The organism is Kitasatospora sp. NPDC085895, from assembly GCF_040702125.1.
GTDB lineage: Bacteria > Actinomycetota > Actinomycetes > Streptomycetales > Streptomycetaceae > Kitasatospora > Kitasatospora arboriphila.
This window is the reverse complement of record NZ_JBFBJY010000058.1, coordinates 20,131-33,627: the sequence shown is the minus strand read 5'-3', so window position 1 is coordinate 33,627 and position 13,497 is coordinate 20,131. Positions and strand designations below refer to the sequence as shown.

Here is a 13,497-nt window from a genome sequence, read left to right as displayed (position 1 = left end):
GCGCGAGCGGCCGGGTGGAGCGGGTGGTGCGGGGGATCGGACGAGGGGACGGCCCGGCGATGCGTCCGGTGCGTCGGTCGGTGCGTCGGTCGGTGCGTCAGTCGGCCCGCGGGGCGGGACCGCTGGACTCCCGCACGATGAGGGTGGGGCGCAGCAGGGTCAGCCCGGAGGTGTCCTCACCGCCGGTCTGGGCCATCAGCAGCTCGACCGCGCGCCGGCCCATCTCCTGCGCGGGGATGGAGACCGAGGTGAGCTGCGGGGCGGAGTGCAGGGCCACCTCGTCGGGGCAGACCGCGACGACGGAGACGTCCTCCGGCACGGCCCGTCCGGACTGCCGGAGCTGGCTGAGCAGGTGCGGCAGCGCGGCTTCGTTCTGCACCACGAATCCCGTGGTGTTCGGCCGCTCCTGCAGGATCCGCGAGAGCGTCCCGCTGGCCGCCTCGGGGCCGGCCCCGCAGGGGCGGTGCAGGAAGCCCAGGCCACGGGCGGCCGCCTGCTGCCGGAAGCCGGCCAGGGTGCGCTCGGCGAACCCGGTGTGCCGGCGGTAGACCGACTCGGCGGCCCCGATCAGTGCCACCTCGCGGTGGCCGAGGTCGGCGAGGTGGTCGGCGGCCAGCGCGCCGGTGGCCTCGAAGTCGAGGTCGACGCAGGTGAGCCCGGCCGGGTCGGCGGGCAGGCCGATCAGCGCGGCCGCCGCCCCGGTCTGCCGCAGCAGCGGGATCCGCTCGTCCTCGAGTTCGACGTCCATGAGGATCATCGCGTCGGCCAGTCCGCTGGCGGCGACGCGCTTCACCGCGGACGGGCCCTCCTCGCTGGTCAGCAGCAGCACGTCGTGGCCGAACCGGCGGGCGGTGGTGGTGATCGCGATGGCGATCTCCATCATCACCGGCACGAACATGTCGGTGCGCAGCGGGATCATCAGGGCGATCACGTTGGAACGGTTGCTGGCCAGCGCCCGGGCCCCGGCGTGCGGGTGGTAGCCGAGCTCGGCGATGCTGCGCTCCACCCGCAGCCGGGTGTCCTGCGAGATGGACCGCTTGCCGCTGATGACGTACGAGACCGTGCTCGGGGACACCCCGGCGTGCCGGGCGACCTGGGCGAGCGTGACCATCTGGTGCTCCATCTCGCGACACGGCCGGGCGCCGATGGTGAAGCGCTTCGACGATGTCTGCTGTGCGGCTCGATGCTGTCCTGCCCGGAGAGCTTAGAGAGGCAGATGGACTGTGTCCAGACCCGGTGTCGAAGCGCTTCACCACCTGTGCCCGGCGGGCTGCGCGGGGGCGGCGCCGGGGCGTTCAGCCCGGGGCGTTCAGGGGTCCGCGGGCGGGCTGCGGAGCCTACGCCTGGCCGGTCTCGAAACGGCTGATCCGCTCCCCGTCCACGGTGAACCGCCACGCGGTGCGCATCTCGCCCCAGGTGTCGTTGCGGTAGTTGGCGATCAGGGCGAGGCCGCCGTCCTTCTCCGTCTGGACGTCCATGTGGCCCCGGGAGGAGAAGATCTCCCGCTCCGCCCAGGCCGCCAGCGGGCGGTCCGAGCCGTCGTCGGACATCGTGGCGTCCGGGGTCAGCACGTCGAAGAACGCCTTCGGGTCGCCCCCGTTGATCGCGGTGACCAGGGCGCGAACGGCGGGATTGGACAGCTTGGCGGCGGGGATCGTCATGGTCGGGGCCTCCTCGTCCCGGATGCACGGCACGGTGCCGTGCTTCCCAGAGACCACGGGGCCCGGCCGCCCGCCAGCGGCGTGCGCCGTCCGCGCCCCGCCTCCGCGGCACCGGGCCCGGGCTGTGCTTTGATCCGCATCCGGGGGCCACCGCGGGGAACCGCCGACGGAAGGAGTGCCCTGGATGGGGCCGGCCGAACTGATCGTCCTGACGTTCCCGCAGGAGGCCATCACCGCCGAGAGCGCCCGCGCCCTCGCCGCCCTGCGGACGGCCGGGGACATCCGGGTGGTCGACGCCCTGGTGGTCACCCGCCGCGCCGACGGCGCCGTCGAGTACGCGGAGGTCGGTGAGGTCGAGCACCTGCACGGGGTGGTCGCGGCCGGCGGGCACGAGCTGCCGCTGATCGGACCGGCCGACGCGCAGGAGGCGGCCGCCCTGCTCGCCCCGGGCAGCGTCGCCGTGGTGGTGCTGATCGAGCACTTGTGGGCGCAGAGTGCGGCGGCCGCGCTCGGTGCGGTCGGCGGGCGGATCGCCTCCGGCGTGCGGATCCCGCCGGAGCGGATCGAGGAGGCCGTCCGCGCGGCACGGGCCCGCAGCGGGCGGTGAGGACGATCAGAGGGCGTGGGGGCACCTCCCGGCCGAAGACCGGGGGGAGAACTGCGCAATCCGGATGTGGGTGCCTCAGGGCTCAGCCCGAATCGCATGGAGACCCGCTCCCGGACCGCGCAGTTCCCGCGCCCTGAGGTGCTGCCCTCGCATTGCGCAGCTCTTCGTGCTGCTGGTGCGGCCGAATTCTCCGTACACGTGTGCCGGGGGCTCTGGTCGCGGGGCTCCGGGTCCGCTACGGTGGGTGCATCGCCGGTCACGCGGTGCGGTAGCGGCCCGTCCACCGTTCCCAGTGCAGGTAGCCCGCCAGCCAGGCGGTCATGCCGTCGGCGTAGCGCTGCGCGACGGCGCGCTGCTCCTCGTCGAGTTCCAGCTCGCGGAAGGCGCAGGGCAGTTCGGCGATCAGCCGGGTGTAGCGGTCGACCAGCAGCTGCGCCTCGGCGAGGACGATCGAGCAGGCCTCCTCCGGCGGGCAGGAACGTTCGCGCTGGACGATCATCACCAGGTTGTACACGTCCCCGCGCGGTGCCTCCAGCGGGTAGGAACGGACGTCGTTGCTGTACGAGGGGATGTCCGCGGCGACCTGGCGCAGTTGCCGCAGCACGGGGTGGTGGAAGGTGCCCTGCGGCACGGTGAATCCGCCGAGCCGTTCCACCATGTCGAAGATGGTCTCCATGGCGGCCGTTCCCCGGCGGAGCATCAAGTAGCCCTCGCGGTCCGGGATCCGGCCGGAGAGCCGGCCGGCGGCCTCGGCGGGGTGGCTGGCGAAGTACCACTCCCAGTTGGCGGCGGCCCGGGCCCGCCAGCGGCCGGGCATGCCGGCCGTGGACCGTCTCCAGAGGTCGGCGAAGGCCCGTTCCACGCCGGAGGTGCCGTCCGGCAGGGCGCCGTAGAGGAGCGCGGTCAGCCGTTCGCAGATCCGGGACACCTCGGTGGGGCGCCGGCCCAGGGCGCTGTCGAACTGGTCGTCGAAGAGGAAGAAGAAGCCCAACATGTCCGCGGCGAGGGCGAGTTCCTCCGGTCCCGCGTCCGGATGGCTGAGCGCCGCGAGCTCTGCGACCTCCCAGTGGCCGTACACCGCCGCGTCCGCGACGTCCGCGAGTTCGCGGTGGCGGGCGAGCCAGGAGCGGTGCCGCTCGGCGGCGTGGGCGTGGTGCCCGCTGCGCCGGTGCGGGAAAGGGAAGTCGAGCGAGCTGTCGTCGGACATGGTGCTCCCAGCGAGGTGACTCTCGGATCCGGTGCTGTGCGTTCGCGCGTCGTACGGTGACCCCGATGCTGATACTGGGACGTGCGGAAGATCCACTGCGCCGTCCGGCCCGGCAGACTACCCGATCGGATCATCAGATGGCATGCGCACCAGGGCATTTGCCCGGGCCCTGCACCCTCAACCCTCGACTCCCGCCCGGCCTGCACGAATGCCGCCCGCGCGGGCGTGCACGGCGCTAGGGTCGTGGGCGGAACGAGGAACGGAAGAGGCGGAGGCGCGGCGGTGTCGGCAGATCAGAACGGGCAGGGCGAAAAGGAGTACGTCACCTCTCCGGCCGAGGAGACACTGCGCGAGCGGGACACCGAGCTGCACACCGCCGACGAGGCGGTCGCCCGGCTGTGCCGCAAGTTCGCCGCCGGCGGCACCGAGATCGGCGAGGTGCTCTGCTACTCCGGCCCCGGCGGCATGGGCAAGACCTCGCTGCTGCACCGGGTCCGCCGCCTGGGCAAGCTCCAGCCCGGCTGCACCGTGCTCTTCGCCCGCGGCGGCGAGCGCCAGCGCAACGAACCCTTCCGCGTGCTGCGGCAGCTGCTGCAGCCGGTGCTCGGCTCGCTGCCCGAGGAGGAGAAGCAGGAGGTCTTCGGCAACTGGTACGGCATCGTCGGCCCCGCCATCGGCCTCGTCCCGCCGTCCGACGAGCTGGAGCCCCTCGACCCGCAGGGCGTGCGCGACGGCCTCGACTTCGTCTTCACCCAACTCGCGCCGCGCCGGGCCCCGTTGGTCATGGTCGTCGACGACCTGCACTGGGCCGACCAGGAGTCCCTCAGCTGGCTCGCCGCGTTCGCCGTCCGCTCGCGCGAACTGCCGGTGCTGCTCGTCCTCGCCTACCGCGACGAGTTCGACCACAAGGCGCTGCCGCTGCGCCACCAGGTCGAGTCCATCGCCCAGCACCGCCACGAACTGCGCCGGCTCACCCCGGACACCGTCGCCGACCTCGTCCGCGCCGAACTCGGCCCGCACGCCGAGGACGCCTTCTGCCGTCAGGTCTGGGCCGTCACCGGCGGCACCCCGTACGAGGTCGTCGCGCTGCTCCGCGAGGTCCGCGACCAGGCGCTGGAGCCCAGCGAGGAGAACGCCCGCAGGCTGCACGACCTCGCCGCCGCCGCCCGCGGCGAGACCCTGCAGCACTGGCTGGACAAGCTCGGCCCGACCACCCTGCGGTTCGCCTGGGCCGCCGCGCTGCTCGGCACCGACATCCGGCAGACCCTCGCCGCCGCGATCTCCGCCCAGGGCCCGGACCAGGCCGAGGAGTCCGTCCGCCAGCTGCGCCGCCAGCGCGTCCTCACCAGCCAGCCCAACGGCCGGCTGGAGTTCGTCCACCCGCTGATCGGCACCTCGATCTACCTGACGATGCCGGCCGCCACCAAGACCGCCATGCACGGCATCGCGGCCACCGCCATCGAGAACGCCGGCGGCACCATGCTCGCCGCCTCCCGGCACCTGCTGGAGGTGCTGCCCGAGGGCGACGACGCGATCGTCCGCAAGCTGCGCAAAGCCGCCCAGGAGCACCTGGCCATCGGCGCCCCGGACGCCGCCAAGCGCTGCCTGGAGCGCGCCCTCAACGAGCCGCCGGACGAGGAGATCCGCGCCGAGGTGATGTACGAGCTCGGCTGCTCCGCCCTGCTCACCGACCCGGCCGCCACCGTCAACCAGCTCACCGTCGCCCTGGAGCCGGAGAACGGCCTCAGCCCCGCGCTGCGGGTCGACGCCACCTTCCGGCTCTCCGAGGCGCTCGCCCACGCCGGCCAGCTGACCCGGGCCGCCGCGGTCTGCCACGAGGAGGCGCAGCGCACCCCGCAGGGCCCCGGCCGGCTCCGCCTGGAGGCCGCGCACTTCATGTGGGCCGCCTTCCAGCGCGACGAGGACGACGCGGTCGGCCGCTCCCGGCGGCTGGAGGACCTGGCCACCTCGCTCACCGGCCGGGACAGCGCCGAGCGCGCCCTGGTGGCCATGCAGGCCTGGGACCTCACCCTGCGCGGCGGGTCCGCCGCCCGCGCCGTGGAGCTCGCCGACCGGGCGCTGGTCGACGGCCGGCTGCCCGCAGAACTCCGCTGGACGGGCACCACCTGGGGCTTCGAGCTGCCCGCCCTGATCGGCCTCACGCTCACCTACACCGACGAGCTCATCCGCGCCGAGCGGCTGTTCTCCGACGCCATCATGGAGTTCGAGGTCGCCGGGTGGAGCGGCGCGCACCGCGGCTTCGCCTACTTCCTGATGGGCCTCGTCCGGTTCCGCCGCGGCTTCCTGCTGGAGGCCGAGGACTTCCTCCGCCGCGGACTGCGGATCTCCGAGCGGATCGCCCCCGACCTGCCGCTGCAGTGGGACATCGTCGGCGTCCTCGCCGACACCCTGCTCGCCCGCGGCCGCGTCCAGGAGGCCTGGGAGCTCGCCGAGCAGTACCGCTTCGCCCCGCCGTACCACGAGACCGCGATGGTGCTGCCCGACGCGCCCACCCTCTACGGCAAGCTGCTGCTCGCCCGCGGCGACCGCGCCCGGGCCGTCGAGGTCCTCACCGAGGTCGGCCGGCAGCTCGACGCCCGCGGCCGCTACAACACCGTCTGGGCGCCCTGGGCCGGCCACCTCGCGCTCGCCCTCGCCCCGGACGACCCGGAGGAGGCCCGCAAGCACGCGCAGGACGCCGTCGACCGGGCGCGCACCTTCGGCTCGGCCTCCGCGGTCGGCGCCGCCCTGCGGCTGCAGGCCGCCGTCACCGACGGCCCGGTCGCGGTCGAGCTGCTGGAGGAGGCCGTCGCCGTGCTCGGCCAGTCCCCGGCCGGCCACGAGCACGCGCACGCCCTGGTGGACCTCGGCGCCGCGCTGCGCCGCAGCGGCCGGCTGGTCGACGCCGGCGAGTACCTCTACCAGGGCATGGAACTCGCCCAGCAGTGCGGCGCCGACGGCCTGGTCGCCCGCGCCCGCCGCGAGCTCGCCGTCTCCGGGCTGCGCCCGAACCGGCTGCGCACGCTCACCAAGGACGCCCTCAGCCAGCACGAGTGGGAGGTCGCCGAACTCGCCGTGCGCGGACTGCCGCCGCAGCGGATCGCCGACCACCTCGACCTGCCGCTCAGCCTGGTGCACCGCCGACTGGCCGCCGTGCACCGCAAAGCGGGCACCGGGCCGGAGGGCCTGGCGGCCGCCCTCGGGCTGCCCGACAAGGACTCCCGCACCGGCGACGACGGCTGAGCCCGTCCGGAACCCGCGACCGGCCGGGGCACGCACCGCGCAGCAGCGCCGTACCAGGCCCCGGCCGGGCTAGGCTGCTCCCGGGGCGACAAGATCGCTCATAATCGAACAGCAGTCGAGGTGAGGCGGTCGCGGCCGCTTCGGTGAGGAGCAGGCCATGGCGGCATCCGCACAGGCCACGGAGGTCCGGCACGGGCCCTTCGAACCCAGTGGTGCGGGCGCGGCGATCGAGCGCTGGACCTTGCGCAACGGCCCGCTGGAGGCCAGCGTCCTCACCCTCGGCGCCACCCTGCACACCCTCACCGCGCCCGACCGCTCCGGCACGCCCGCCCAGATCCTGCTCTCCACCGAGGACCTCCCGCAGGTCCTCGGCGCCGCCCGCCACTACGGCAGCACCGTCGGCCGCTACGCCAACCGGATCGCCGACTGCCGGATCACCCTCGACGGCGAGGACCACCCGCTCGCCCCCACCGGCAACGGCGTCACCCTGCACGGCGGCCCGGACGGCTTCGCCCACCGGATCTGGGAGGCCGAGGAGATCCCCGGCGGCGTCCGGCTCACGCTGCACAGCCCCGACGGCGACCAGGGCTTCCCCGGCAGCCTCGACGTCACCGTCTCGTACACGCTCTCCGCCGACGCGGTGACCATCGACTACCACGCGGTCACCAGCAAGCCCACCGTCGTCAACCTGACCAATCACGCCTACTTCAACCTCGCGGGCGAGGGCAGCGGCGACGTGCTCGGCCACCTGCTCACCCTGGACGCGGACCACTACACCCCGGTGGACGCCCGGCAGATCCCGCTCGGCCCGTTCGAGGCGGTGGCCGGCACGCCCTTCGACTTCACCACCGCCCGGCCGCTCGGCAAGGGCATCGCCGAGAACCACCCGCAGGTGGCGGCGGCCCACGGCTACGACCACAACTGGGTGCTGCGCGAGCGCCCCGCCGACGGCGGCCCGTCCCGCGCCGCCCTGCTGGAGGACCCGGAGAGCGGCCGCACCCTGGAGGTGCTCACCACCGAGCCGGGCATCCAGGTCTACACGGCCAACGGCTTCCAGGGCGCGGTCACCGGCGCCCGCGGCGTCCCGTACGGCCCCTACGCCGGCGTCGCGCTGGAGACCCAGCACCACCCGGACTCGCCGCACCAGCCCTCGTACCCGTCGACGGTGCTGCGCCCGGGCGAGGAGTTCCGCTCGACGACGGTGCTGCGCCTCGGCACCGCCTGAGGCCCGGCGACCGTCCGGGAGGGGCGGTGGGCCCGTCCGACTGAGAACGGTTGCTGCAAACCACCGCAACGACGGCCCGTGCCGCCGGGGACGACCCGGACGGCGCGGGCCGTTCGCATGCCCCGGCCGACCAGGAGCGACGCAGGTCACAGGGGTCGAGGGAGCGGTTAGCGCGACGGCAACTCGGAGGACACGCGGATGTAACGATCTGAATCACGCTTGCAGAAAGTTGCTGCAAGGGCTTTCAGGTTGGCTTTCGGCGCTGTTACGTTCCTCCACAAGCCCGACGGCCGCAACGGCGCAGTCGGCACGGGACAGCCATTATGCGCGGTCCTCCACCAATTCGGGCACCCCCACCTTCCTAGGAGTTCTCATGCGGCGTGGCATCGCGGCCTCCGCTCTCGTTGCGGCCCTTGCGGTTTCCCTTGCAGCCTGTGGTAGCAGCGGCTCCGGCTCGGACGCCAAGGGCGACGGCGGTCCGGTCACCATCACCTACTGGGACACGTCCAACGCCACCAACGAGGCTCCGACCTACCAGGCGCTGGTCCAGAAGTTCGAGGCCGCCAACCCGAACATCAAGGTCAACTTCGTCAACGTGCCGTTCGACCAGGCGCAGAACAAGCTGCAGACCGCGATGGGCGCCAAGGGCGCACCGGACGCCTTCCGCTCCGAGGTCGGCTGGACCTCCGCCTTCGCCAAGGCCGGCTTCCTGGAGCCGCTGGACGGCACCCCGGCGCTCCCCGACGCCGCCGCCTTCCAGCCGAGCCTGGTCCAGCAGGCCAAGTTCGACGGCAAGACCTACGGCGCCCCGCTGGTCACCGACACCCTCGGCCTCCTCTACAACAAGGACCTGTTCACGAAGGCCGGCATCACCAAGGCCCCCGCGACCTGGGACGAGCTCAAGGCCGACGCCGCCCTGATCAAGGACAAGGCGGGTGTCGACGGCTTCTTCATGCGGGCCGGCGACGGCTACTACGCGATGCCGTTCCTCTTCGGCGAGGGCACCGACATGGTGGACGCCAAGGGCAAGAAGATCACCGTCAACTCGCCCGAGGCCACCAAGGCCGTCGAGACCTACAAGACGATGTTCACCTCGCCCGGCACGGTCAAGGCCGACACCACGACCGACTCGTACGCCCACATGATGGACGCCTTCAACACCGGCAAGGTCGCGATGATCATCCAGGGCCCCTGGGAGATCACCAACATCTACAAGGGCGCCGCGTTCAGCAACAAGGCGAACCTGGGCATCGCCCCCGTCCCGGCCGGCTCCACCGGCAAGGCCGGCGCCCCCACCGGCGGCCACAACGTCTCCGTCTACGCCGGCTCCGACGCCGCCCACAAGGCGGCTGCCGAGAAGCTCGCCGCGTTCCTGACCTCGGCCGAGAGCCAGAGCACCCTCGCGCTGAAGAACTCCACCCTGCCGACCCGTGGTGACGCCTACACCGCCGAGGTCAAGGCCAACCTGGGCATCGCGGGCTACCAGGCCATCCTGAGCTCCGCCCAGCCGCGGCCCGAGCTGCCCGAGTACGGCTCGCTGTTCGCCTCGATCGGCACCAACCTCGCCAAGATCGTCCAGGGCCAGGCCGACACCAAGACCGGCCTCGACGCCACCGCCGTCGACTACGCGAAGCTCCTCCCCGGCTTCGCCAAGTAACACCCCCGGCCGCCCGGCCCACCCCCTGGTGGGCCGGGCGGCCGTCGGCCACCCCCGTACGAAGACCCAGTCGCCGACGCGAGGCGGCGGACCTCCCGAAAAGGTGTCAACAATGGCAGTCGCCGTGCAGGGCGCTCCCGGCAAGAGCAGCCGCGGCCGCGAACCGCGTCCGGGCCTCGTGGAGCGCATCAAGCTCTCGTACAGCAAGTACTGGTACGCCTACGCCATGATCGCGCCGGTCGTGGTCGTGCTCGGCGTGCTGGTCGGCTACCCGCTCGTGCGCGGCGTCTACCTGACGCTCACCGACGCCACCAGCCTCAACACCGGCCGCCAGATCGGCGTCAACCACATCCCGGACAGCTTCACGTTCGTCGGCCTGCACAACTACGCCGACGTGCTCTGGGGCCCCGGCTCGTACGACCGCTTCTGGTCGCACTTCGTGTGGACGATCGCCTGGACGGCCATCTGCGTCCTCCTGCACTACACCATCGGCCTGGCGCTCGCCCTGCTGCTCAACCAGAAGCTCCGCGGCCGCGGCCTCTACCGCATGCTGCTGATCCTGCCCTGGGCCGTGCCGACCTTCGTCACCGTCTTCTCCTGGCGCCTGATGCTCGCCGACGGCGGCGCCATCAACGCCGTCCTCGGCTCGGTGGGCCTGCCCGAGCCCGGCTGGCTCTCCGACCCGTTCGCGCAGAAGGCCGCCGCCATCGCCGTCAACACCTGGGTCGGCGTGCCCTTCATGATGGTCTCGCTCCTCGGCGGCCTGCAGTCCATCCCGGCCGAGCTCTACGAGGCCGCGGAGATGGACGGCGCCAGCCCCTGGCAGCGCTTCCGCTACGTCACCCTGCCGGGCCTGCGCACCGTCAGCAGCACCGTCGTCCTGCTCGGCGTGATCTGGACCTTCAACCAGTTCGCCGTCATCTTCCTGCTGTTCGGCAACGGCGCGCCCGACGCCCAGATCCTGGTCACCTGGGCCTACCGCCTCGGCTTCGGCCAGATGCCCCGCGACTACGCGCAGTCCGCCACCTACGGCGTCCTGCTGCTCTCGCTCCTGATCGTCTTCACCAGCTTCTACCGCCGTTGGCTCGCCCGCAACGAGCAGGCGAACGGCTGAGCGCCGCGAGCATCCAGCAGACCAGCGACATCCACGAGGCAGGTACCCCGATGACCACCACCACCGATCGACCGGCCGCCCGCCCCGCGGCCGCCCACGCCGCCCGGCCGGCCAAGGTCCGCAGCCGCGAGCAGCGCAGCCCCGTCGCCTCCGTGCTCAGCCACCTCGCGCTGATCACCGCCAGCCTGATCGCGCTCTTCCCCGTCGTCTACATCGCCTACATCTCGCTGGGCCCGGACGACATGGACTACCTGCACCCGGGTCAGATCCTCGGCAAGGCGACCCTGTCGAACTACGACAAGGTGCTCAACCAGACCGACTTCTTCAGCTGGTTCGGCAACTCGGTGATCGTCGCCGGCGGCACCACGGTCGTCGGCGTCATGCTCGCCGCCAGCACCGGCTACGCCGTCTCCCGGATGCGCTTCGCGGGCCACAAGCAGCTGATGTGGACGCTGCTGGTGACCCAGATGTTCCCGATCGCCGTGCTGATCGTCCCGATGTACTACATCCTGTCCAACCTGCAGCTGCTGGACAGCTACCTCGGCCTGATCCTGGTCTACTCCGGCACCACCGTCCCGTACTGCGCCTGGCTGCTGAAGGGCTACTTCGACACCATCCCGGTGGAGATCGACGAGGCCGGCCGGGTCGACGGGCTCTCCCCGTTCGGCACCTTCTGGCGGCTGATCCTGCCGCTGGCCCGCCCGGGCCTGGCCGTCGCCGCCTTCTACTCCTTCCTCACCGCCTGGGCCGAGGTCGCCTTCGCCTCGACCTTCATGCTCAGCTCGGACAAGTACACGCTCGCGGTCGGCCTGCAGTCCTTCATCAGCGAGCACGACCACCAGTGGCAGCTGATGGCCACCACCTCGGTGCTCATCGCGCTGCCCGCCGCCCTGGTCTTCTACCTCGTCCAGCGCCACCTCGTCACCGGACTCACCGCAGGTGCGGCCAAGTCCTGACGAACGCACGCACCGGACGGCCGAAGCACCCGCCGAGGCCGTCGGTCCGACGTACCGTCACACCACGCTCCGTCCGCCGCGATTCCCCAAGGGATGACTGACCCATGACCCAGAACCTGGCCGACGCCTCCCGGCCCGCCCCCGATACCGCCGCCGAGCCCATCGCAGCGAGTGCGGGCGCGAGCAGAGGCTGGTGGCGGGACGCGGTCATCTACCAGGTGTACCCGCGCAGCTTCGCCGACTCCAACGGCGACGGCATGGGCGACCTGCCGGGCATCCGCAGCCGCCTGCCCTACCTGCGCGACCTCGGCGTCGACGCGGTCTGGCTCTCCCCCTTCTACGCCTCCCCGCAGGCCGACGCCGGCTACGACGTCTCCGACTACCGCGCGGTCGACCCGATGTTCGGCACCCTGCTGGACGCCGACGGGCTGATCCGCGACGCGCACGCGCTCGGCCTGCGGATCATCGTCGACCTCGTCCCCAACCACTCCTCCGACCAGCACGAGTGGTTCCAGCGCGCGCTGCGCGAGGGTCCCGGCTCCCCGCTGCGCGACCGCTACCACTTCCGCCCCGGCAAGGGCGAGAACGGCGAGCTGCCGCCCAACAACTGGGAGTCGATCTTCGGCGGCCCGGCCTGGACCCGCTCCGTCAACCCGGACGGCACCCCGGGCGAGTGGTACCTGCACCTCTTCGCCCCCGAGCAGCCCGACTTCAACTGGGAGAACCGGGCCGTCGCCGACGAGTTCCGCTCGATCCTGCGGTTCTGGCTGGACATGGGCGTCGACGGCTTCCGGATCGACGTCGCGCACGGCATGGTCAAGCAGGCCGGCCTGCCCGACATCGGCGGCGAGGGCGACCAGCTCAAGCTGCTCGGCAACGACGTGATGCCCTTCTTCGACCAGGACGGCGTCCACGAGATCTACCGCGACTGGCGCAAGATCCTCGACGAGTACCCGGGCCAGCGGATCGGCGTCGCCGAGGCCTGGACCCCGACCGTCCAGCGCACCGCCAACTACGTCCGCCCCGACGAGCTGCACCAGGCGTTCAACTTCCAGTACCTGGGCACCTCCTGGTCCGCGGACGAGCTGCGCGAGGTGATCGACGTCTCGCTCGACTCGATGCGCCCGGTCGGCGCCCCCACCACCTGGGTGCTCTCCAACCACGACGTCACCCGGCACGCCACCCGCTTCGCCAACGAGCCCGGCCTCGGCACCCAGATCCGCACCGCCGGTGACCGCGAGCTCGGCCTGCGCCGCGCCCGCGCCGCCAGCCTGCTGATGCTGGCCCTGCCCGGCTCCGCCTACGTCTACCAGGGCGAGGAGCTCGGCCTGCCGGACGTCACCGACCTGCCGGACGAGGTCCGCCAGGACCCGTCCTTCCTGCGCGCCTCCGGCCAGGACGGCTTCCGCGACGGCTGCCGGGTGCCGATCCCGTGGTCCGGCACCGAGGCCCCGTACGGCTTCGGCCCCGCCGCGGGCGGTCCGAGCTGGCTGCCGCAGCCCGCCGAGTGGGCCGACCTCAGCGTGGAGGTCCAGACCGGCGACCCGACCTCCACCCTGGAGCTCTACCGCTCCGCGCTGGCCGTCCGCCGCGAGCACCCCGCGCTCGGCGCCGGCACCGAGGTGACCTGGCTGGACGCGCCGGAGGGCGTGCTCGCCTTCCGCCGCGACAGCGCGCAGGGCTCCTTCGTCTGCACCTCCAACACCACCGGTGCGCCGGTCCGGATGGCGGCTCCCGGACGTATCCTGCTGTCCTCCGCGGACACCGAGGCCGCGGACGGCGAGATTCTGCTGGCAGCGGACAGCACCGTATGGTGGGCGGTCTGAG

10 protein-coding genes are annotated in these 13,497 nt (G+C 72.5%); 7 read left to right on the top strand and 3 right to left on the bottom strand.

Going from position 1 to position 13,497, the window contains the following annotated elements:
* Positions 1-97: 97 nt before the first annotated feature.
* Together AB0442_RS29075 and AB0442_RS29070 are read right to left on the bottom strand one after the other, a co-directional pair.
* Positions 98-1,111: a LacI family DNA-binding transcriptional regulator gene (locus tag AB0442_RS29075; RefSeq protein ID WP_366166520.1), complete on the bottom strand. Its 1,014-nt coding sequence runs from the start codon at positions 1,109-1,111 to the stop codon at positions 98-100.
* 226 nt (positions 1,112-1,337) lie between these two features.
* The gene (locus AB0442_RS29070; RefSeq protein ID WP_366166518.1) at positions 1,338-1,661 is read right to left on the bottom strand and encodes a nuclear transport factor 2 family protein; all 324 of its coding nucleotides are present in this window, start codon (positions 1,659-1,661) and stop codon (positions 1,338-1,340) included.
* Between the two features lie 184 nt (positions 1,662-1,845).
* On the opposite strand from AB0442_RS29070, the gene AB0442_RS29065 reads away from it, so the two are divergent.
* A complete protein-coding gene (locus tag AB0442_RS29065; RefSeq protein ID WP_366166516.1) occupies positions 1,846-2,268 on the top strand; it encodes a DUF6325 family protein in 423 nt (140 codons plus the stop codon).
* 256 nt (positions 2,269-2,524) lie between these two features.
* Here AB0442_RS29065 and AB0442_RS29060 read toward each other — a convergent pair whose 3' ends face one another.
* On the bottom strand, positions 2,525-3,475 hold the full coding sequence (locus AB0442_RS29060; RefSeq protein WP_366166514.1) for a terpene cyclase: 951 nt from the start codon (positions 3,473-3,475) through the stop codon (positions 2,525-2,527).
* A 282-nt stretch (positions 3,476-3,757) separates the two neighbouring features.
* On the opposite strand from AB0442_RS29060, the gene AB0442_RS29055 reads away from it, so the two are divergent.
* The 6 genes from AB0442_RS29055 to AB0442_RS29030 all read left to right on the top strand — a co-directional run bounded on the left by AB0442_RS29055 (position 3,758) and on the right by AB0442_RS29030 (position 13,496).
* Positions 3,758-6,718: an AAA family ATPase gene (locus AB0442_RS29055; RefSeq protein WP_366166513.1), complete on the top strand. Its 2,961-nt coding sequence runs from the start codon at positions 3,758-3,760 to the stop codon at positions 6,716-6,718.
* A 157-nt stretch (positions 6,719-6,875) separates the two neighbouring features.
* A complete protein-coding gene (locus AB0442_RS29050; protein WP_366166511.1) occupies positions 6,876-7,943 on the top strand; it encodes an aldose epimerase family protein in 1,068 nt (355 codons plus the stop codon).
* Positions 7,944-8,316: 373 nt separating this feature from the next.
* Positions 8,317-9,600, top strand: a complete 1,284-nt coding sequence (locus AB0442_RS29045; protein WP_366166509.1) for an extracellular solute-binding protein — start codon at positions 8,317-8,319, stop codon at positions 9,598-9,600.
* 112 nt (positions 9,601-9,712) lie between these two features.
* Complete coding sequence (locus tag AB0442_RS29040; RefSeq protein ID WP_366166507.1) at positions 9,713-10,714, top strand: sugar ABC transporter permease; 1,002 nt, start codon at positions 9,713-9,715, stop codon at positions 10,712-10,714.
* A 50-nt stretch (positions 10,715-10,764) separates the two neighbouring features.
* Positions 10,765-11,670 carry a carbohydrate ABC transporter permease gene (locus AB0442_RS29035; RefSeq protein ID WP_363547741.1) on the top strand — a complete coding sequence of 302 codons (906 nt, stop codon included), beginning with the start codon at positions 10,765-10,767 and terminating at the stop codon, positions 11,668-11,670.
* A gap of 104 nt (positions 11,671-11,774) precedes the next feature.
* Complete coding sequence (locus AB0442_RS29030; RefSeq protein WP_366166506.1) at positions 11,775-13,496, top strand: glycoside hydrolase family 13 protein; 1,722 nt, start codon at positions 11,775-11,777, stop codon at positions 13,494-13,496.
* Position 13,497: the final 1 nt, after the last annotated feature.

Bases quoted from the DNA above. Each gene is read 5' to 3' on its own strand.
- AB0442_RS29070 (WP_366166518.1), bottom strand. From the start codon at position 1,661: ATGACGATCCCCGCCGCCAAGCTGTCCAATCCCGCCGTTCGCGCCCTG.
- AB0442_RS29065 (WP_366166516.1), top strand. From the start codon at position 1,846: ATGGGGCCGGCCGAACTGATCGTCCTGACGTTCCCGCAGGAGGCCATC.
- AB0442_RS29030 (WP_366166506.1), top strand. From the start codon at position 11,775: ATGACCCAGAACCTGGCCGACGCCTCCCGGCCCGCCCCCGATACCGCC.
- AB0442_RS29045 (WP_366166509.1), top strand. From the start codon at position 8,317: ATGCGGCGTGGCATCGCGGCCTCCGCTCTCGTTGCGGCCCTTGCGGTT.
- AB0442_RS29040 (WP_366166507.1), top strand. From the start codon at position 9,713: ATGGCAGTCGCCGTGCAGGGCGCTCCCGGCAAGAGCAGCCGCGGCCGC.
- AB0442_RS29075 (WP_366166520.1), bottom strand. From the start codon at position 1,111: ATGGTCACGCTCGCCCAGGTCGCCCGGCACGCCGGGGTGTCCCCGAGC.
- AB0442_RS29035 (WP_363547741.1), top strand. From the start codon at position 10,765: ATGACCACCACCACCGATCGACCGGCCGCCCGCCCCGCGGCCGCCCAC.
- AB0442_RS29050 (WP_366166511.1), top strand. From the start codon at position 6,876: ATGGCGGCATCCGCACAGGCCACGGAGGTCCGGCACGGGCCCTTCGAA.
- AB0442_RS29060 (WP_366166514.1), bottom strand. From the start codon at position 3,475: ATGTCCGACGACAGCTCGCTCGACTTCCCTTTCCCGCACCGGCGCAGC.